This window comes from Pseudomonas sp. Z4-20 (genome assembly GCF_051131955.1).
GTDB lineage: Bacteria > Pseudomonadota > Gammaproteobacteria > Pseudomonadales > Pseudomonadaceae > Aquipseudomonas > Aquipseudomonas marvdashtae.
Map to the genome: position 1 here is coordinate 4,589,780 of NZ_CP071641.1, position 18,442 is coordinate 4,608,221.

The 18,442-nt window shown below is 59.7% G+C and carries 14 protein-coding genes; 5 read left to right on the forward strand and 9 right to left on the reverse strand.

Translation table 11 applies throughout. From position 1 onward, the window contains the following. Positions 1 to 148: 148 nt before the first annotated feature. Complete coding sequence (locus J3P82_RS21055) at positions 149 to 1,828, forward strand: S8 family peptidase (protein ID WP_434558512.1); 1,680 nt, start codon at positions 149 to 151, stop codon at positions 1,826 to 1,828. Between the two features lie 136 nt (positions 1,829 to 1,964). Here the strand turns inward: J3P82_RS21055 and J3P82_RS21060 are convergent, their stop codons facing one another. The 5 genes from J3P82_RS21060 to treP all read right to left on the reverse strand — a co-directional run bounded on the left by J3P82_RS21060 (position 1,965) and on the right by treP (position 9,383). Beyond that, a complete protein-coding gene (locus J3P82_RS21060; RefSeq protein WP_434558513.1) occupies positions 1,965 to 2,252 on the reverse strand; it encodes a PTS transporter subunit EIIB in 288 nt (95 codons plus the stop codon). Positions 2,253 to 2,254: 2 nt separating this feature from the next. After that, positions 2,255 to 4,786, reverse strand: coding sequence for a phosphoenolpyruvate--protein phosphotransferase (gene ptsP / locus J3P82_RS21065; protein WP_434558514.1), 2,532 nt, complete (start codon positions 4,784 to 4,786; stop codon positions 2,255 to 2,257). Between the two features lie 72 nt (positions 4,787 to 4,858). Then, entirely contained in the window at positions 4,859 to 6,082 is a 1,224-nt protein-coding gene (locus J3P82_RS21070; RefSeq protein ID WP_434558515.1) for a maltoporin, read from the reverse strand. 139 nt (positions 6,083 to 6,221) lie between these two features. After that, positions 6,222 to 7,868 carry an alpha,alpha-phosphotrehalase gene (treC, locus tag J3P82_RS21075; RefSeq protein WP_434558516.1) on the reverse strand — a complete coding sequence of 549 codons (1,647 nt, stop codon included), beginning with the start codon at positions 7,866 to 7,868 and terminating at the stop codon, positions 6,222 to 6,224. A 72-nt stretch (positions 7,869 to 7,940) separates the two neighbouring features. Continuing rightward, a complete protein-coding gene (treP, locus tag J3P82_RS21080; RefSeq protein ID WP_434558517.1) occupies positions 7,941 to 9,383 on the reverse strand; it encodes a PTS system trehalose-specific EIIBC component in 1,443 nt (480 codons plus the stop codon). A gap of 241 nt (positions 9,384 to 9,624) precedes the next feature. Between treP and treR the strand changes: the two genes are divergently transcribed. Beyond that, positions 9,625 to 10,329, forward strand: a complete 705-nt coding sequence (gene treR, locus J3P82_RS21085) for a trehalose operon repressor (RefSeq protein WP_434558518.1) — start codon at positions 9,625 to 9,627, stop codon at positions 10,327 to 10,329. Between the two features lie 350 nt (positions 10,330 to 10,679). Here treR and J3P82_RS21090 read toward each other — a convergent pair whose 3' ends face one another. From J3P82_RS21090 to J3P82_RS21100, 3 genes are all read right to left on the reverse strand, one after another. Beyond that, on the reverse strand, positions 10,680 to 11,204 hold the full coding sequence (locus tag J3P82_RS21090; protein ID WP_434558519.1) for a helix-turn-helix transcriptional regulator: 525 nt from the start codon (positions 11,202 to 11,204) through the stop codon (positions 10,680 to 10,682). Positions 11,205 to 11,208: 4 nt separating this feature from the next. Further along, positions 11,209 to 11,484 (reverse strand): hypothetical protein, encoded by a 276-nt coding sequence (locus J3P82_RS21095; RefSeq protein ID WP_434558520.1) that lies wholly within the window; start codon positions 11,482 to 11,484, stop codon positions 11,209 to 11,211. A gap of 459 nt (positions 11,485 to 11,943) precedes the next feature. Then, positions 11,944 to 12,678 carry an SDR family NAD(P)-dependent oxidoreductase gene (locus J3P82_RS21100; protein ID WP_434558521.1) on the reverse strand — a complete coding sequence of 245 codons (735 nt, stop codon included), beginning with the start codon at positions 12,676 to 12,678 and terminating at the stop codon, positions 11,944 to 11,946. A gap of 112 nt (positions 12,679 to 12,790) precedes the next feature. Here J3P82_RS21100 and J3P82_RS21105 point away from each other — a divergent pair, with 112 nt between their 5' ends. The 3 genes from J3P82_RS21105 (at position 12,791) to J3P82_RS21115 (ending at position 16,649) form a co-directional block, all read left to right on the forward strand. Continuing rightward, entirely contained in the window at positions 12,791 to 13,153 is a 363-nt protein-coding gene (locus J3P82_RS21105; protein WP_434558522.1) for a winged helix-turn-helix transcriptional regulator, read from the forward strand. Between the two features lie 84 nt (positions 13,154 to 13,237). Next, the gene (locus J3P82_RS21110; RefSeq protein ID WP_434563923.1) at positions 13,238 to 14,026 is read left to right on the forward strand and encodes an alpha/beta hydrolase; all 789 of its coding nucleotides are present in this window, start codon (positions 13,238 to 13,240) and stop codon (positions 14,024 to 14,026) included. 319 nt (positions 14,027 to 14,345) lie between these two features. Next, positions 14,346 to 16,649: an autotransporter outer membrane beta-barrel domain-containing protein gene (locus J3P82_RS21115; protein WP_434558523.1), complete on the forward strand. Its 2,304-nt coding sequence runs from the start codon at positions 14,346 to 14,348 to the stop codon at positions 16,647 to 16,649. Between the two features lie 196 nt (positions 16,650 to 16,845). On the opposite strand, the gene guaA is transcribed toward J3P82_RS21115, so the two are convergent. Further along, positions 16,846 to 18,423 (reverse strand): glutamine-hydrolyzing GMP synthase, encoded by a 1,578-nt coding sequence (guaA, locus tag J3P82_RS21120; protein ID WP_420231535.1) that lies wholly within the window; start codon positions 18,421 to 18,423, stop codon positions 16,846 to 16,848. Positions 18,424 to 18,442: the final 19 nt, after the last annotated feature.

Sequence of the window (18,442 nt, forward strand, 5' to 3'; positions counted from 1 at the left end):
CCAGTTACATGCAATCCATCTCATGTCCGTTCACTTTATTATTAACAAACGTTGCAAAGAAACACCGCGCCACATTTTCTGATTTTTAACTGATGAAAAACCGAAGGATGATCAAGCTCCCAGCACGTCGAACAACAGGAAAACACTCATGGAAGAAGTTAAATTCAACAGGAAAGATGAGCCCTCTTTTTACTTGAAAAAAAGTGAGGACATGATTGCAATACGGACCCACTCAAAAAAACCGATAGGCACGACCATGCAGTCTGGACATTCGATCGACTGCATGAATGACTGTGACTGTGTGATGGCGTTTCCAGACGCCGGGCTTGAGGTGTACAGGATCCCGGCAGGCAACGGCTCTTTGTCCTCACGTAAGCGAACGCTACGCACATTGCCGGATGTGCGCTTCGCGGGCAGTGTGCTGGTCGATCCAAAGACCGACGAACCCGTCATCTACAGTGAAAACATTTTTATCCAATTCGTTGAATCACTCGAGGCAACAAAATGCCTGGAAATCATTGCAACTAGCCATCTGGTCGTCAAAGAGGCATTGGACTACGCAACCAACGCTTACTTTGTAAAAGCAAAAGAGGGCAGCGGCACGCATGTTTTTCAAATGGCGATGAATTTATTGAGTCGTGAAGAGGTTCAGTACTGCCATCCGGAAATACTGCGCCAGCGTCGCAATCGCGCGATCCACCCCAATCAATGGCATCTGAAAAAAACCAATGTAACTTATGAAATCGAAGTGGATGCCAGCGCTAACGTTGAAGCGGCCCATCGATTAAGCGAGGGCGAGGGAATCACCATCGCTGTTATTGATGACGGATTCGACATCGACCATCCAGAGTTCAGTGGCATCGGAAAGATTGTCGCGCCGAAAAACATCAGCGATTACGAATTGAGTGACGACCCTCGACCAAAAGACCCCAGCGAATCCCACGGTACCGCTGCAGCTGGAGTTGCCTGTGCGAATGGAAACTACGGGGCCAGCGGCGTAGCGCCCAAGGCGAGACTGATGCCGATTCGCCTGGATGTTCCATTAGGGTCCATCGACGAAGCTCACGCCTTTATTTGGGCCGCCAGTAACGGCGCGGATATCATTTCCTGTAGTTGGGGCCCAGGCGACGGCGAATGGGCAATTCCATCCGACCCCCGGCATGACAACGTTTTTCCTTTACCCGCCAGCACGCGGCTAGCAATCGACTACGCGGTCAAGATGGGCAGGAACGGCAAGGGCTGCCTTGTATTTTTCGCTGCGGGCAACGGGAATGAGAGCGTCGATAACGACGGTTATGCAAGCTACCGCAATGTGATTGCCGTCGCGGCGTGCAACGATCATAACCGGCGCAGCGCCTACAGTGACTTCGGTAAGGCGATCTGGTGTACATTTCCGAGTAATGATATCTGGCATCCCGACCCCAACTTCAAACCCAGAGGCAGCCCGCCTCTTACCCGTGGTATCTGGACGACTGATTTACTCGGTAATGTTGGATACAACGAAGCCTCTATCAGCGCCGGGGATCCGTTGGGGAACTATACAAATGAATTTGGCGGAACATCCAGCGCGTGCCCTGGCGCGGCCGGTGTCGCCGCCCTGGTACTATCAGTCAACCCGAAATTAAATTGGCGCGAGGTACGCGACGTCCTTGCCAAAACCGCTGATAAAATCACTCACCCGGACGATGGCAGACGTGGAAAATATGATCGAAAGGGGCACAGCCAGTTTTATGGGTATGGTCGATTGAATGCCGAAAAAGCGTTGATGCTTGCACAAGAAAAAATGCGTGAAAAGGCGTCCAACACCGAATCAGTCAGCTCGCATTAATATTTCGGCCGAGCACCACGGTTCAAACCTCTCTAATGCTGATGCTGACGCTGGCTTGTCCCTGTTCGCATTTTCAAACGCCCGTGCACCGCATCGGGCGTTTACAGGAACATCGACGGCCAGATAGCGCGACGGTTCAGCCCTGCAAGCCGGTAATCAGATGCACCACGCCGTTGTCCAGGGTCATCACACCCGTCACACCGGCGACGCTCAACCCGGCCCGATCGATCCGCGCCACGTCCCGCAGTTCCACCCGCAGCCGCGTCAAGGCTACTGGCTGTTGGGACTTGAGGTTTTCCGCGCCGCCCAACGCGGCGATGATGGCCGGTGCCAGCTCTCCCACCGCTGCCGGCCGCTTGGGCTCTTCCGGTATCAGGTCCGGAGTCAGGGCCTTCCAGAACGCCCGTTGTAGTTTATCGAACATGTTCAATGCTCCATGGCCATAGGGGCCGGATTGGCCGTGGATGAGTGAATACGCAGGAGTTCACGCACCTGCTCCGCGCTGTCCTGACCCAAGGCCTGTTCAGCCAGCGTGCGGCATTCGCTCAGGCTCCATTCACGCACGCAGGCCTTGATGGCCGGAATCAACGGCACACTGACCGATAACTCGTCCACGCCCAACCCCAGCAACACCGGCACCGCCAGGGGTTCCGAGGCCAGCGCGCCACACACCCCTACCCATTTGCCATGAGCGCGAGCAGCCTCGGCGGTATGGGCGACCAGGCGCAACACCGAGGGGTGCAGGCTGTCGGCCTGGCTGGCCAAGCGCGGATGGTCACGGTCCATAGCCAGGGTGTATTGGGTCAGGTCATTGGTACCGATGGAGAAGAAATCCACCTCGGGGGCAAACAGGTCGGCCATCAGCGCCGCCGCTGGCACTTCAATCATGATGCCCAGCTTCGGCGCCTGCTTGAGTCCCAACTGACGGACCTCTTCGTCCAGCATCTGCCGCGCCAGGCGCAGCTCCGCCAGTTGCGTGACCATCGGCAGCATGATGTGCAGCCGCGCCAACCCCGAACAGGCGAGAATTGCCCGGAACTGTTCGCGCAGCAATTGCGGTCGTTCCAAGCACAGGCGAATACCGCGCACGCCCAGGAATGGATTGGCCTCATAAGCCATCGGCACATAAGCCAGCGGCTTGTCCCCGCCCACGTCCAGGGTGCGAACCACCAGGTTGCGCTCAGGCCCCAGGACTCGGGCGACGGCGCTGTACAGCGCGGCTTGCTCGTCGTGACCAGGTGGGCGCGCGCGATCCAGGTAGAGCAGTTCGGAGCGCAACAACCCCACACCTTCGCCTCCGAGGGTCATGGCCTGTTCCACGTCCCGCAGCGACCCGACATTGGCACTGACCTCGACTCGATGACCGTCAAGGGTACGAGCCGCCTGGGCCGACTGTTCTACGTCACGCTGGTGTCGCTGGCGCTGCCGCTCGCCTGCGCTCTGGAGCTGCTCGATCAAGACCGGATCCGGATTCACGTGCAGTTCACCGCCATCAGCGTCCAGCAACACCCGGGTGCCGTTCTCCAGGGCCAGCACGGATTGCGCCACGCCACATAATGAGGGCAGGCCCAGCGCACGGGCCAGGATCGCGACATGGCTGGTGGCGCCGCCGCCCACGGTGACGAAACCGGCGATGCGTGAGGTGTCGAGACTGGCGGTCTGGGACGGCGTCAGTTGCTCGGCCACCAGGATCGCCTGTTCGGGCAGCTTCCAGGCGTTGTCCTGTACCCCCAGGATCAACTTGAGCACCCGTTGCTCGACATCGGCCAGGTCCGTTGCGCGCTCGGCCAGCAAAGCGCTGCCCAATTGCTGGAACAGCGCAGCGCTCGCCTCGGTGGCGGTTTTCCAGGCGAATGCCGCGCTCTTGCCCTCGGCGATCAAGGCTTGAGCCTGCTCCAGCAAGGTAGGGTCGTCCAGCAACTCTTGATGGGCGCGAAAAATCTGCGCCTGGACACTCCCCGCCGCCTCGTCCTGCAATGCCTTCAAAGCCTGTGTCGCTTGCTCCAACCCTTGATCCAGGGCCGCTTGCTCTGCCTCGACGCCGACACCCGCCTCCTCGATGTGCAACACCTGGGAGGCGACCTGGACCACTTCGCCAAACGCCGAGCCGGGCGATGCACAGACGCCCCGCAGCCGGCCAGGGGGCGGCTCGACGATCATGACTGACTCCGGCGCCAGCGGCGCTTGCACCGTTTCGCCGCATCCCGACAGCAGCAGGTGTTCCAACGCCTCGATGGCCTGCCCGGCCTGGGGGCCGGCGGCACTGATCTGCACGCTGTCGCCCTTGGCCGTCTGCAACGCCATGATCGCCACCAGGGATTTGGCGTTGGCGCTGGCTTGATGCTTATGCAGTTGGACAGTGGCCTCGAACCCCTTGGCCGCCTGGGCAAGCACCGCGGCAGGACGGGCATGCAAGCCACTTTCATTGGGCACGATCAGCGGCCGGGAAAACAGCACCGAGCCCGGCTGCGCCTCATCGACCGTCCCATGCTCGCCTGGGCGCACCTGCAACAACGGCATCCCGCTTTCGATGCAAGTGGCCTCATCCATGAGCAGGCTGAAAGGCTCGCCGCTGACCACCAGCATCAGCGTCAACAGACTGCGCGCATGCAAGGCGATGTAGTCGGCATCGAAATCGATCAGCGGCTGGCCGGCCTCGACCCGTTGCCCCATCGCCACCCGCGAGGTGAACCCCTTGCCCGCCAGGCTGACCGTGTCCAGGCCAATGTGCATCAGCACCTGGACACCGTTGTCAGCGGTGATACTCACCGCATGGGCACTGTCTTGGAGCGTGCCGATGACACCGGACAGCGGTGCGCAAAGGGTTTGCGAGGTCGGATCGATGCAGATGCCATCCCCCACCACGCGGCTGGAGAAGACCGGGTCCGGCACACTGTCCAAAGGTATCAGGACCCCGGACAGCGGTGCGAGCAATTGCAAAGGTTGCGTTGTGTTCATGATTTCACCTGCTGCTGTCTGTTCTTGTTCGCATCGCGGGCACGCAACGATCAGCGACCCGCGCTACACGGATCATTTCCACCAGTATTCGACCTGCAGACCCACGTTGGAACCATGTCGCGCACCGCCAAACGCACCGGTGTCCGACAGCGCCGAGCCGGCTGCCAGTTCATTGGCTGCACGCTGGGCCGCCGCGTTCCAACTGGCGTAGGTGTAATAGAGCCGTATTTCCGGGCGAGCCCAGAACTCGGGGCCCTTAGGCGACCAGGTGGGCGCGAAGGTGAATTTGCTCAGCTTGCGTGTTCCATCGTTGGCCTGCACCTGGTCGTGGCCCAGTTCGGCCACCAGCTTGAACTGATCGGTGATGGCGTACGCCGGGCGAACCCCCAACGACAGCCAGTCCTGGTCGGTGCCGTCGGGGCGGATGTCCTTCTGGTACACCGCCTGCACCTGCCCGCCGAAACGCGGCGTGACCTGCCAATCGAAAAACTCCACCAGACGATAGCTCTTGTTGCTGTCGTCCAGGCCGGTGTCGCCGGTATAACCCAGCCCCGTGCCGGGGCCCTCGCCGTATTGCAAGGCCAGTTTATTCTTGCCGCCCAGGAAGTCCTGCTGCACATGCTGGGCGGTCAGGGCCCAACCGCGATGGGCGTCACGACGGTTCGCCCGGTCGATGAAGCTCAGGCCAAATTCCAGCTCGCCGCCGGGGTTGGTCCTGAAACCTGCGACGTTGAAGTCGTGCCGGTTGACCGGGTCTTTCTGGTACAGGTTGTCCTTTCGCGAGAAGGCGTAGCTGTATTTCAGCCCGCCGATCAACACGTCCTCGATCCCGCCACCGGTGGCACTCTGGTTCCAGTAGTAGAAATCCGAAATATGGATATCGTTGCGTTTGTAATAACGCCGGCCGGCCCACAACGACCCGCCGTTCAAGCTTGGCATGTTCGACCATTGGGCATACATCTGCGGCATGCGCGCCGTCCCGTTTTCACCCTGAAAAGTCGGGGTGCGGTCGTAGCGGTTGTACAACGATGCCATGCCGTCCACGCTCAGCACCGAACCATCGTCGAGGGTGAACAGGTCTTGGCGCAGCTCCAGTTCCCCGTACTGCTCGCATTCATTGCCCAAGCGATATTTAGTCTGCGCCCCAGGCAACTGGAAACAGGATTGGGAACGGCCATTGGTCGCGCTGCCTACGCCGCTACGCAGATAACCGGAAAACTCCAGCGCCTGAACCGGGAACGGCAGCGCCAGGCAGATACAGGACGCGGCCAGGCCACGGTTTATTATTGTTTTCATATGCTTCTCCATTATTTCTTATTGTTGTTTGCTCCATGACTCCCCCCTTGGTTGCCGTTTGGCTGACGACAAAGAGCCCACGGTGCGTGGCGCACGTGTTCGCTGTCAGGCATTGCCTGGGTCAGGGGAAGTTTTTTTCTCAGTCGCTCAGGTGCAACACGAACGACTCGTAGGGCCGCAGATGCAGACGTCGGTGTCGGTGTTCGCCGGCCTCGTAGTTGCCGATCACCCAGCGTTGTTTCGTGTCATGGGTGAGGATCCCTTCGGGCAGTTCCACCTCACAGTCACCCCCATAAAAATGGCTGACCACCAACAGGCGCTCCCCCTGCCCTTCGCGCAGGTACGCCCACACATGCGGGTGCTCAGGTAGCAGCAGGCGATAGACACCGTCCTGGATCAAGGCTTCGCGGCGGCGCAGGGCGATCAGCTCGCGGTAGTAATGCAGCACCGAGGTCGAGTCTTTTTGTTGCTGCTCGACATTGATGAACGCGGCATTGGCAGGCACGCCAATCCAGGGATCAGCCCGGCTGAAACCTGCGTTCGGCCCAGCATTCCATTGCATTGGCGTGCGCCCGTTGTCACGGGACTTCTGCATGATCGGCGCCATGGCCTCGGCTTCGGGCACGCCGGCGTTGCGCTTGAGGCGATAGATGTTCAGGGTTTCCACATCACGGTATTGCTCGATGTGCTCGAAGCCCGGATTGGTCATGCCCAATTCCTCGCCCTGGTACACGAACGGCGTGCCCTGGAGAAAGTGCAGCGCCGTGGCGAGCATCTTCGCCGAAGGCACGCGGTACTCACCGTCATCACCGAACCGCGACACCACCCGTGGCTGGTCATGGTTACACCAGAACAACGCATTCCAGCCGTCACCGGCCTGCATGCCGACCTGCCAGTCGGACAGGATGCGTTTGAGCTCGAGAAAATCGAAGTCGGCCCGCACCCACTTTTGCAGGTTCGGGTAGTCGACCTTCAAGTGATGGAAATTGAAGGTCATCGACAATTCACGGGACGCCGGGCACGAATAACGAACACAGTGTTCAAGGCTGGTGGACGACATCTCGCCGACGTTGATCAGGTCGAAACCCTCGAAGACTTCCCGGTGCATTTCCTGCAGGTAGCGGTGCACGTTGGGGCCGTCGGTGTAGAAACGCCGGCCGTCGGTGTGGTCGTCAGGGAAGTCGGCCGGCTTGGAGATCAGGTTGATCACATCGAGACGAAAGCCCCCCACCCCCATGTCCCGCCAGAAACGCATCATCTTGAACACTTCGGCGCGGACCTGGGGGTTGTCCCAGTTCAGGTCGGCCTGGGTATGGTCGAACAGGTGCAGGTAATACTGGCCGGTCTGCGCTTCGTACTCCCAGGCCGAGCCGCCGAACTTGGACTCCCAGGTGTTCGGCTGGTCCCGCCAGATATAGAAATCACGGTACGGGTTGTCGAGGCTGCTGCGGGCGGCCTGGAACCAGGGATGCTCAATGGAGGTGTGATTGACCACGATATCGAGCATCAGCTTGATACCGCGCTTGCGCGCCTCAGTGATCAATAATTCGCAGTCGGCCATGGTGCCGTAGCTGGGGTCGATGGCGTAGTAGTCGCTAATGTCGTAGCCATTGTCCCGTTGCGGCGAGCGCAGGAAAGGCGTCAACCACAGGTAATCCACACCCAGCCAGTGCAAGTAGTCGAGCTTGTCCACCACCCCCAGCAAATCACCGGTGGCCTGGCCGCCATGGCTGTAGAAACTCTTGGGATAGATCTGGTAGATCACCGAGCGTTGCGAGTCTTGCATGTGTGCGATTCCTTCAGTCTGTTTGGTACTGGCCTTGCGGGCCTCATCGCGGGCAAGCCCGCTCCCACAGAGTCAGGCCACCCGATACCCCGGCCGGACGATCTTCATGCTCAATGCGCAAGTCAGGGCAAAGGGCACGCTCATGGCGATGACCATGCCGACCACGAACATCGGTATGTAGTCCGGCACGATGGAAATGAAACCCGGCAGGCCGCCCACGCCAATCGCCGAGGCCTTGATCTTGTTCAGTGACAGGAAAATGCAACCCAGGGCCGAGCCGGCCAGGGCGCAATAGAAGGGGAATTTGTAGCGCAGGTTGACCCCGAACATCGCTGGCTCCGTGATCCCGAAATAGGCGGAAATCGCCGAGGTGGACGCCATGCTCTTGTCCCGCGCATTGCGGGTCATGTAGAACACTGCCAGCGCCGCGCTGCCCTGGGCCAGGTTGGACATGACGATCATCGGCCAGATGAAGGTGCCGCCCTGGGTCGAGATCAACTGCAGGTCCACCGCCAGGAACATGTGGTGCATGCCAGTTACCACCAGCGGCGCGTAGAGCAGGCCGAAAATCGCTCCGCCAATCACTGGCGCCAGGTCGAACAACGCCACCATGCCTTCGGTGATAAGGATGCCCAGGTGCCGGGTGACCGGACCGATGATGGCGAGGGCCAATACCCCGGTGATCACGATGGTGGTGATGGGGATCACCAGCAGTTGGATCGCGTTAGGCACCCTGGCCCGCAACCATCGCTCGATCACGCTCATGACATAGGCCGCCAGCAGGATCGGCAGGATTTGCCCTTGGTAGCCGACCTTCTCGATCTGGAACCAGCCAAAGATATCGAAATACGGCAGGCTCTGGCCTTCCAGTCCCGCCACGGCCTTGCCGTAGTTCCAGGCGTTTAGCAGGTCTGGGTGGACGAGCATCAGGCCCAGCACGATGCCGAGAATCTCACTGCCGCCGAAACGCTTGGCCGCCGACCAGCCCACCAGGGCCGGGAGAAAGACGAAGGAAGTATTGGCCATCAGGTTGATCAGGCTCCAGATGCCGTCCAGGTTCGGATAGGCATCGAGCAACGTCTGATCGGCAATGAACATGCCCTTGGCGCCCAGCAGGTTGTTGACACCCATCAGCAGGCCGGCGATCACCAGTGCGGGCAGGATGGGCATGAACACATCGGACAGCACCCGCACCAGGCGCTGCATGCCGTTGCCCTTCTGCGCACCCTGGCGCTTGACGTCGGCAATGGTCGCGGCGGCCAGGCCGGTGAGTTCGCGCAGGGCGGCATAGACCTTCTCCACCTCGCCCGGGCCAATGACCACCTGAAACAGGCCACCGGTAAAAAACGAGCCCTTGACCAGGTCGATCTGGTTCAGCGTGGCACTGTCCACCCGGGCGGCGTCCTTGAGGGACAGACGCAGGCGCGTCACGCAGTGGGCGGCCTGCTCGATATTGTCGACGCCACCCAAGCTTTGCAGCAGCTCACTGGCGATTTTGGCGTAATCGTGGCTCATGCTTTTTTCTTCCGCGTCATTCTTGTTATTGAGAGTCGACAGCACGGAAGAGAAAGTACTCGTCTGTACGAGTTAAATCAACAACTCGTACAGACGAGTTATGTTTTTGTTTATGATAAGGCCCAAAGACCCCGGAAACGTCCTACGCTCCCGTCGTCAAACGATGACAGTCGAATGGACAATCTCCCACTTGGCCCGTAAGGTTCCGCCCCGGTGAACAGCGCGGTACAGAGCCCTTTCCATGAGTAAATACAACCAGATCTACAACGATCTGCTGAACAGCATTACCACCGAACGCCTGGAGCGAGGCGCCCGCCTGCCCTCCGAAACCGAACTGATGGACAGCTATCAGGCCAGTCGTGGCACCGTGCGCAAGGCCATCGAGCAACTCCAGGAGCGCGGCTTCGCCCAGAAGATCCATGGCAAGGGCACTTTCGTACTGTCCACCCAACCCATCGAATTCCAACTCGGCGGCATCGTCAGCTTCCAGGAGACCTACCCGCGCCTGGGCAACGATGTCAGCACCGAAGTGGTCGAGTTCAGCCAGTTGCCGCTGGAAGGGGCCTTGCTCGAGCACATCAAGGCGCCCATCGGCAGCCAGATAACCCGCATCAAGCGGGTCCGGCGCATCGATGGCAAACGGGTGATCCTGGACATCAACCACTTCGTCAGCGACGTGATCCCCGGCCTGACCCGCGACATCGCCGTGCAGTCGATCTACGCCTTCATCGAACAGACCCTGCAACTGCAGATCGCCTACGCCCAGCGCACCATCGAAGCGGTCCGCTGCGGCAAGGACGACCAGCAACACCTGGACCTCGAAGGCCAGAGCCATGTGATCGTGGTGAGTAACCAGACCTTTCTCCAGGACGGCCGACAGTTCGAGTACACCGAATCGCGGCATACGCTGGATAAGTTTTATTTTTCGGATGTGGCGCGGCGGTGAACACAGAAAGCCGTGTGGATACGGGTTCACACGGATTTGACTCGACCACAGCTTCTTTAATACCCAAGTCTGAAGGGCTTCAGCGGTCGACGGGCTTTCCCGGACGATATCGATCGATCACAACATCACCCGCTCCGCCGTCTTCCTCAAACCCCCGCGAGACGGCTCAGCGATTTCGGCCCATACCCCTACCTGTTGCAGCGCGGGCATTCCAGAAATGATGTCGTGCTCCTGATCTTGTAGCTAACGGTTAAGGTTGTAAAAAAACGATTAGATAACAAGAGTCGCGTACAAAAACGATTACTCCTGCCAATCGGCTCGTCAAACTGAGGGGAGGCTGAGCATGACTGTCACCCAACCAAAGCTTTCAACTCTTCGGAAGCCATACCAGGCACCCGTCGGCTTTCTTTCGCAACGTTGACCTGCAACGCCACCAGGGCCAAATCCAACACATTTTTGGTAAGCGAATAGTTGCCCCTGACCTGCAGCCAACGCAGAACATCCGCCAAATGCCAGAGAGATGCACTCCCCTCGTGCACCGGCGTCGGGAAGCTGCCCGGATGAGCCAACATCAGCTTGCGCATATTCTGCCGAGACACCCCTACGATCTCCGCTACATCGGTCAGCCCGACCAAATCAGGCGCCACCTCGATCAATTTGGCCGACGGCACCGCGCGATGAACGTCGGACAGAGCGCTAAGCACTGCCTTGGCCGCATCAGGAGCCTCGCGCGTGAACTCAAGCGCCAGCCGTCCCGGTTGCCCGATACCCACCAAGGCATCGTCGCAGCCCGCTTCTCCCAGCCGCTCGACCAGTTCATCCATGGCACAGCCATCGTCAGGGAGCTGATATTTCAAGGTAAAAATATATTCCATTGTTCTATTCCTCAGCATCGTCATCAGCATCGCGCTGGTTGCGATGCGCAGTGCAATTGTCCACGACGCGTCGCAATGCTCGCGCATGGTTGCCAGGGTTTTTCGGCGTGCTCCATATCGATGTGATGCAGAACTCGCCACAACGGCACTCCGCCTCTTTGTATGGGCAATAAGCCCGTCCCCAGGCGTGACTGCCGCCAACGTCTACGCGCCACCCCTGCCCTTCGGCATGCCTGAGCGCGTCTTCGATTTCTTTTTTCGGGTGCGTTGGACGAATCATCCGTGATCTCCAGTATTCGCATCATCCGCCAGGTTGTCAAATGACAACCCAGCGGATCGCTTTCAAACGCCAGCGTTTAGCGCCCACATCCGCTCGGCAGCAGCTTTGGTACAAAGTGGTTCGCAGACGTTGCGACAGCGCTCCGCACCATGCCGGCGAAATACACGTTGGGTTCCGCGACAGATGGTAAGCATTTCTCAGTGCCGTTGAGGCGGGGAATCGTAGCGAAAGGTGACTATGCTGGGATGCGTTGCAGCCCAAAGCCGTCATTGCGGTGTCTCAGGCCGATCCTGGTCGGCTTTGATTGGGGCGCTTCGCACCCCAGCGGGAGCAAGCTCCCTCGCCACGGTTTTGTGTTTGGCTGGCAATGACCGGGCCTTTCAAGCCCCATCATTTTGCACACACCAAATGGGTTACCACGTCTTACAGGCTCCGACCTATCGAATGGGGCGTAGCAATTCAGATCTGCGCCAGGCCACCGTCGGCGGCGACCTCGCTGGCGGTCATGAAGCTGCTGTCCGGCGATGCGAGAAAGGCCGCCACCGCTCCGATCTCCGCCGGTTCTGCCATGCGCTGGAGCGGATTCATCGAGGCGAAGATCTTCATGCCCTCCTCGCCCAGCGCAGCCTTCGCCAGTTCGGTCGCCGTCGGCCCGGGTGACAGCACGTTGACCCGGATGCCGCTGCCCTTCAGGTCCTCTGCCCAAGTCCGCGCCAGATTGCGCACTGCCGCCTTGCTCGCGCTGTAGACGCTGAATGCCGGGGCACCCGTGGTGCCGGCACTGGATCCGGTCAGGATGATCGAACCGCCCTCGCCCATCAGCGGCAGCGCCTTCTGCACGGTGAAGATCGAGCCCTTCACGTTGGTTTCGAAGATTTCGTCAATGTGCTCGGCGGTGATCTCGCCGAGGGCAAGCGGGCTTCCCGCCCCGGCATTGGCGAAGACGATGTCGAGGGTTCCGCGCTCGGCTTTCACCGCCGCGTAGAGTCGGTCGAGGTCGGCCTGGTCGGAGACCGAGCCCTTCACCGCGCGGGCATTGGGCCCGAGCTCAGCCACAGCAGCGTCTAGCGCTTCCTGTCGGCGGCCGAAGATAAAGACGAACGCGCCCTCCTCGATGAAGCGCTTTGCTGCGGCGAGGCCGATGCCGGTAGCGCCACCGGTGATCACCGCAGTCTTTGCGTTCAGTTTGGTCATGTCGTGCATCCTTCTTGGAGTGATATGCAAGCAGGGAACTGTTTGCTTGAGAACGAGGATGCAGCCCTGATAACCTAAGGACAAGTATGCACCTTTTGGTAAGTATCAAAAAATGACCCAATCTACTGAAACCTGCGACACCGGCTGCGGGCTCAACGCCACGCTGCGCATCATCTCGGGCAAGTGGAAACCACTGGTCCTGTTTTTTCTGCGCGACGGCCCGAAACGCTACGGCGAACTCAAGCGTTTGATCCCAGGCGTCAGTGACAAGGTGCTGATCCAGCAATTGAAAGACCTGGAAGCCGATCACGTGCTGGCGCGGACCGACTACAAGGAAGTGCCGCCGCGGGTGGACTACGCGCTGACCCCGCTCGGTCGCAGCTTGGCCGAGGCAATCGTCCCGCTGTGTACATGGGGGACCGAAAACGCGGCGCAAATGGCGAGCATCTTCGCCAAACGCGACGCGTTGCCTTAGAAATTGCCAAACCCCAAAAAGCCAAAAGCCCGCAATCAAGCGGGCTTCAGGGTGTTCCCCAGCTTCTATAAAAGCTGCATGGTGATGATCAGCGCGCTTCTCATCGCCTGCCAATCGCCGCGCGAGTCACTGCAACAATTGGCTCAGGAGCACGGCCGACAATCGGAGGTCCTGCCGGGACACGCCTTCCCCCTCTTCATAATCGCGCCGCAAACTACAGAAAAGATGACTCGCCTGCGGGTCTATTTGGAAGGCGATGGCCATTCCTGGGCGACGGCCACTCGACCCAGCCTGGATCCGAGTCCGCACAATCTGTTGGTGCCACGGCTGGCGGTCGATGATCCGACACCGAATGTTTACCTGGCACGTCCTTGCCAGTTCGTCATGGCCGCAGCCTGTCAATCAGCACTCTGGACCCATCGACGATTTTCCCAGGAAGTGGTCACCCACCTCAGCCAGGCGCTGGACCAATTAAAACAGCGATATGGCAATAGGGAGTTCGAACTGGTGGGTTACTCAGGTGGAGCCGCTCTTGCATTATTGTTAGCGGCGCAGCGCAATGATGTTACCCAGGTGCAAACCCTTGCTGGCAATCTCAGTCCCCGTCTGTGGGCGACGATGAAAGGCCTGTCGCCACTCGACGGTTCACTCGATCCGCTGGACTATCGAAAGCGACTCGCCTTGTTGCCCCAGCGTCATCTCATTGGAGACGCAGACCGGATTATTCCAGGTGACTTAGCGGATAGGTACCAACAGGCGCTTGGCTCGCCCCTCTCCGAATGCGTCCGTGTGCCAGGAGCAAGCCATGATAAGGGGTGGGAAGCGACATGGAGCCGATGGGTTAAAACTCCGTTGGCACATGAGACTCCTTAGATGAGAAGTGGGCAGGTCCGTTTGAAAACATCCGAATCACATCCTCCTTAGTGCCTGACCCGGGCCAGCCGCAACGACAATCTAAAGTTCAACTTAATTGCTGGATAATGCGGTAAAGCCTCAAAAAAACACTGTCGCGTCGCATTTTTTAACGGCGTCTTCTTCATTTATTCTTTTTATGGTGAATTGTCCTGCAAGCATCGTGTAAATTTGCACGCGCTTGAATCAGCCATTCACTGACAAGCTGGCAAGGATGCCCAAAACAGACGCTGACGCGCAGGTTGTTCCTTGCCAGTTTCTGCCCTGTAAGGATACTGCTTTGAACATTTCCCACCTGCGCCGCTCGTTGTTGGCGCTGTCCGTCGCGGCTACCACTTCCACGGTCCATGCCGCACCCGCACCCGACCTCAACCACGACCTGAGCACAGGGGCATACAGCAGCTCCGGTGATGTTTTCAATAACGCCACCTTCACCGGGACGTCGCAAAATGCAGGGGTAGAGCTGACCAACGTGACCCTGGCGGGCAAGCTGGTCAACCAAGGCAAAATCAACCTGACGGCTGCAAACCCCAGCGACATCCCTGCCGGTATCTCCATGACACTCAACTCCACCGTCGCTGGCGATCTAATAAATGATGGTGACATGGCGGTGAGCGGCAACGGCGCCATGGGGCTGGACCTGTATCTGGCGAACATCGCTGGTGAAGTGAACAACAACGGCAACATCACTGTAACTGGCGAAAATGCCAATGGCATGATGATCACCTCGACCCAGGCGCACATCAACAACTCGGGCACTATCACCGCTCGCGGCATCGACTCGGCGGGTATCGAGATCGAGAACGCTCGATTTACCGGCCAGATGACAGGCGCTCCCTTCAAGAGTGATATCAACAACAGCGGGACTATCTCCGCCGACGGAGTCGGTATCCATTTTCTCAGCCTCGATACCTCCGGCGGTTTCGACACCCTCACCATCAGGCAGACAGGCGGCCTGATCGAAGGCGGCACCGCAGCAATTTTGGCGGACGACGATGCCTCCCCTTCGTATTTCTACTGGCAAGGTGGTCAGGTCAACGGTGACCTGCTGGGCCTGAGTGGTGTGCTGGTGCAAGGGGACGCGATGTTCGATGGCTCGACCATCCGCGCCGGTTTCGTCGATATCGACGGTGGCCGCCTGACGCTGCTTCGCCCGCAGACTACGATTGTGGGCGATCTCGACATGGACAGCGACACTGCGCGCCTGCGCCTGCTGCTGGACAACAACACACTGGCCAATACGCCGATTTTGAAAGTCACCGGCAATACCTACTTCTCTCCCGGCAGCCAGATCGAACTGCAGGCTCGCTCCGACGACTTCCGCACGTCGGCCCAGGGCACCCGCTACACCCTTCTCAACTCTGGCACGTGGGAGGACCCGCAGAACCTGTCCGTGGTTTCCTCCTCGGCGCTGCTCGAGGTGAGGAACTTCGGCATTGAAGGCCAGGACGTGAAAGCACTGGTTGCCACCCGCAGTGATGAGGTGATTACGCAAGACCTGCTGGGTGCCCGTGGTTCGCGCAACGCGGTGAACGCCATCAATCCATTCAAGAACACGGTCATGGGCCAGATGGACGAAAGCGACCCGGTGTTCCAGCGTTTCGCCAACGCAGCCACCAGTGAAGACCTGGCCAAACTTGCCGAAACACTGGCTCCAGACGTCAGCCGTGGGGCGATCAACGCTGCCACCAGCAGCCAGAACCTGGTCGCGAGTGCTATCAACCGTCGCGCCAGCAAAGGGCGTAGCGGTCTGTCCTCCGGTGACGTCCTGGCAGAACAAGGCGTATGGCTGCAAGCGCTGTCCAGCGATGCCAACCAGGACCGCCGCCACGGTGTTGATGGCTACGACGCCAACACCAACGGCATCGCCGTGGGTGCCGACGGCAAGCTCAACGCCGATACCACCTTGGGCCTGGCCTACAGCTACCTGACCAGCGACGTCAAATCCGACCTGGGCAACAAAACCGACGTCAGCGGCCATGCACTGACCCTGTACGGCAACTGGACCCGTGACAACTTCTTTGTCGACACCTCGCTGATGTATGGCTGGAACGACAACGAGTCCAAACGCTACATCGCCGATACCCGCGCCAAGGCCGACTACGACAGTGAGATCTTCGGCGTCAACGCACTGGCAGGCTACACGTTCCAGCTCGACAAGCAGTGGCTGCTGGAACCACAGATCGGCGCGCGCTATGCCAACGTAACGATGGATTCGTACCGTGAAAAAGGTAGCTCAGCCGCCCTCAACGTCGGCAGCCAGCGCTATGAAATCGGCGAAATGGGCCTGGGCGCTCGTCTGGCGGCGGCTTTTGACGTAGGTTTGGGCAGCCTGGAACCGGAAGCCAAGCTGATGGCTTGGCACGATTTCATCGGCGACAAGGCCGGCACCACCTCCACCTTCGTGCTCGGCGGTACGCCATTCACCACTACAGGCGCGACACCGGCACGCGACAGCTACGAGCTGGGACTGGGCGCGAACTACCGCGTAGGCGCGTGGAGCGTGGGAGGGACGTACAACTACCTGACCAGCAGCGGCTTCGACGCCGACACCTTCACCGCAAACGTGCGTTACGATTTCTGATCAACGTTTGCGCCTTAAACAACAAAACCCGCCGATGCGGGTTTTGTTGTTTAAGGCTGAGGGTAAAGCTCGTAAGCGCCTGGCGTCGCTGGATCAAAACCGTCCCAGGCCGCAACTGCCTCTGCGCAGAAAAGCGCTATGGATACCCTGTCGGCATTGCTCTACCGAACAGGGTACAAAGCGTTGCGGACGAACCTCATTCCCACTCAATCGTCGCCGGCGGCTTGCTCGACACGTCATAAGTCACGCGAGAAATACCTTCGATCTCATTGATGATCCGCCCGGAAACGGTTTCCAGCAGCTCGTACGGCAGGTGTGCCCAGCGAGCGGTCATGAAGTCGATGGTTTCCACGGCGCGCAGCGCCACGACCCAGGCGTAACGACGGCCATCGCCGACCACGCCCACCGATTTCACCGGTTGGAATACCACGAACGCCTGGCTGACCTTGTGGTACCAGTCGGCCTTGCGCAGTTCTTCGATGAAGATGTGGTCGGCACGACGCAGCAGGTCGGCATATTCCTTCTTCACTTCGCCGAGGATCCGCACGCCCAGGCCCGGGCCCGGGAATGGGTGGCGGTAGACCATGTCGTAGGGCAGGCCCAGTTCCAGGCCGAGGCGACGCACTTCGTCCTTGAACAGTTCGCGCAGCGGCTCGACCAGTTTCAGGTTCATCTCTTCCGGCAAGCCACCGACGTTGTGGTGGGACTTGATCACGTGGGCCTTGCCGCTCTTGGCGCCGGCCGACTCAATCACGTCGGGATAGATGGTGCCCTGGGCCAGGTACTTGATGTTGTCCAGCTTGTTGGACTGGGCATCGAACACGTCGATGAAGGTGCGGCCGATGATCTTGCGTTTCTTCTCCGGGTCGGACTCGCCGGCCAGGTTGTTCAGGAACTGTTCTTCGGCGTTGGCGCGGATCACCTTGACGCCCATGTTCTCGGCGAACATGGCCATCACTTGCTCGCCTTCGTGCAAGCGCAGCAGGCCGTTATCGACGAAGACGCAGGTCAATTGGTCGCCGATGGCCTTGTGCAGCAGCGCGGCAACCACCGAGGAGTCGACGCCGCCGGACAGGCCCAGCAGCACGTTGTCGGTACCGACCTGGGCACGGACTTGGGCAATGGCGTCTTCGGCGATCTTCGACGGGGTCCACAGGGCTTCGCACTCGCAGATGTCGAGGATGAAGCGCGACAGGATGCGGCCGCCCTGCTTGGTGTGGGTCACTTCCGGGTGGAACTGCACGCCGTAGTAGCGACGATCGTCGTTGAACATGCCAGCGATCGGGCAGCTCGGGGTGCTGGCGAGGATGTGGAAGTCTTCCGGCATCTTGGTGACCTTGTCACCGTGGCTCATCCACACGTCGAGGCCGAACAGGCCATCGGCGTCGATGTGGTCTTCGATGCCGTCCAGCAGGCGGCTCTTGCCGACCACGTCGACGCGGGCATAACCGAACTCACGCAGGTCCGAGCCTTCGACCTTGCCGCCCAACTGCTCGGCCATGGTCTGCATGCCGTAGCAGATACCGAAGACCGGCACGCCCAGGTCGAACACGGCTTGCGGGCAGCGCGGGCTGTCGGCTTCGTGTACGGACTCGGGGCCGCCAGCGAGGATGACACCTTTGGGAGCGAATTCGCGAATCGCTTCGTCATCCATGTCGAACGGATGCAGTTCGCAGTACACGCCGATCTCGCGCACGCGGCGGGCGATCAGCTGGGTGTACTGGGAGCCGAAGTCGAGGATCAGGATGCGGTGAGCGTGAATGTCGAGGGCCATGGGAGAAACTCTGAAGAGC

What these genes read in the sequence shown, in the direction of transcription:
- J3P82_RS21055 (WP_434558512.1), top strand. Translation starts at nt 149, where the DNA reads ATGGAAGAAGTTAAATTCAACAGGAAAGATGAGCCCTCTTTTTACTTG.
- J3P82_RS21060 (WP_434558513.1), bottom strand. Translation starts at nt 2,252, where the DNA reads ATGTTCGATAAACTACAACGGGCGTTCTGGAAGGCCCTGACTCCGGAC.
- ptsP (WP_434558514.1), bottom strand. Translation starts at nt 4,786, where the DNA reads ATGAACACAACGCAACCTTTGCAATTGCTCGCACCGCTGTCCGGGGTC.
- J3P82_RS21070 (WP_434558515.1), bottom strand. Translation starts at nt 6,082, where the DNA reads ATGAAAACAATAATAAACCGTGGCCTGGCCGCGTCCTGTATCTGCCTG.
- treC (WP_434558516.1), bottom strand. Translation starts at nt 7,868, where the DNA reads ATGCAAGACTCGCAACGCTCGGTGATCTACCAGATCTATCCCAAGAGT.
- treP (WP_434558517.1), bottom strand. Translation starts at nt 9,383, where the DNA reads ATGAGCCACGATTACGCCAAAATCGCCAGTGAGCTGCTGCAAAGCTTG.
- treR (WP_434558518.1), top strand. Translation starts at nt 9,625, where the DNA reads ATGAGTAAATACAACCAGATCTACAACGATCTGCTGAACAGCATTACC.
- J3P82_RS21090 (WP_434558519.1), bottom strand. Translation starts at nt 11,204, where the DNA reads ATGGAATATATTTTTACCTTGAAATATCAGCTCCCTGACGATGGCTGT.
- J3P82_RS21095 (WP_434558520.1), bottom strand. Translation starts at nt 11,484, where the DNA reads ATGATTCGTCCAACGCACCCGAAAAAAGAAATCGAAGACGCGCTCAGG.
- J3P82_RS21100 (WP_434558521.1), bottom strand. Translation starts at nt 12,678, where the DNA reads ATGACCAAACTGAACGCAAAGACTGCGGTGATCACCGGTGGCGCTACC.
- J3P82_RS21105 (WP_434558522.1), top strand. Translation starts at nt 12,791, where the DNA reads ATGACCCAATCTACTGAAACCTGCGACACCGGCTGCGGGCTCAACGCC.
- J3P82_RS21110 (WP_434563923.1), top strand. Translation starts at nt 13,238, where the DNA reads ATGATCAGCGCGCTTCTCATCGCCTGCCAATCGCCGCGCGAGTCACTG.
- guaA (WP_420231535.1), bottom strand. Translation starts at nt 18,423, where the DNA reads ATGGCCCTCGACATTCACGCTCACCGCATCCTGATCCTCGACTTCGGC.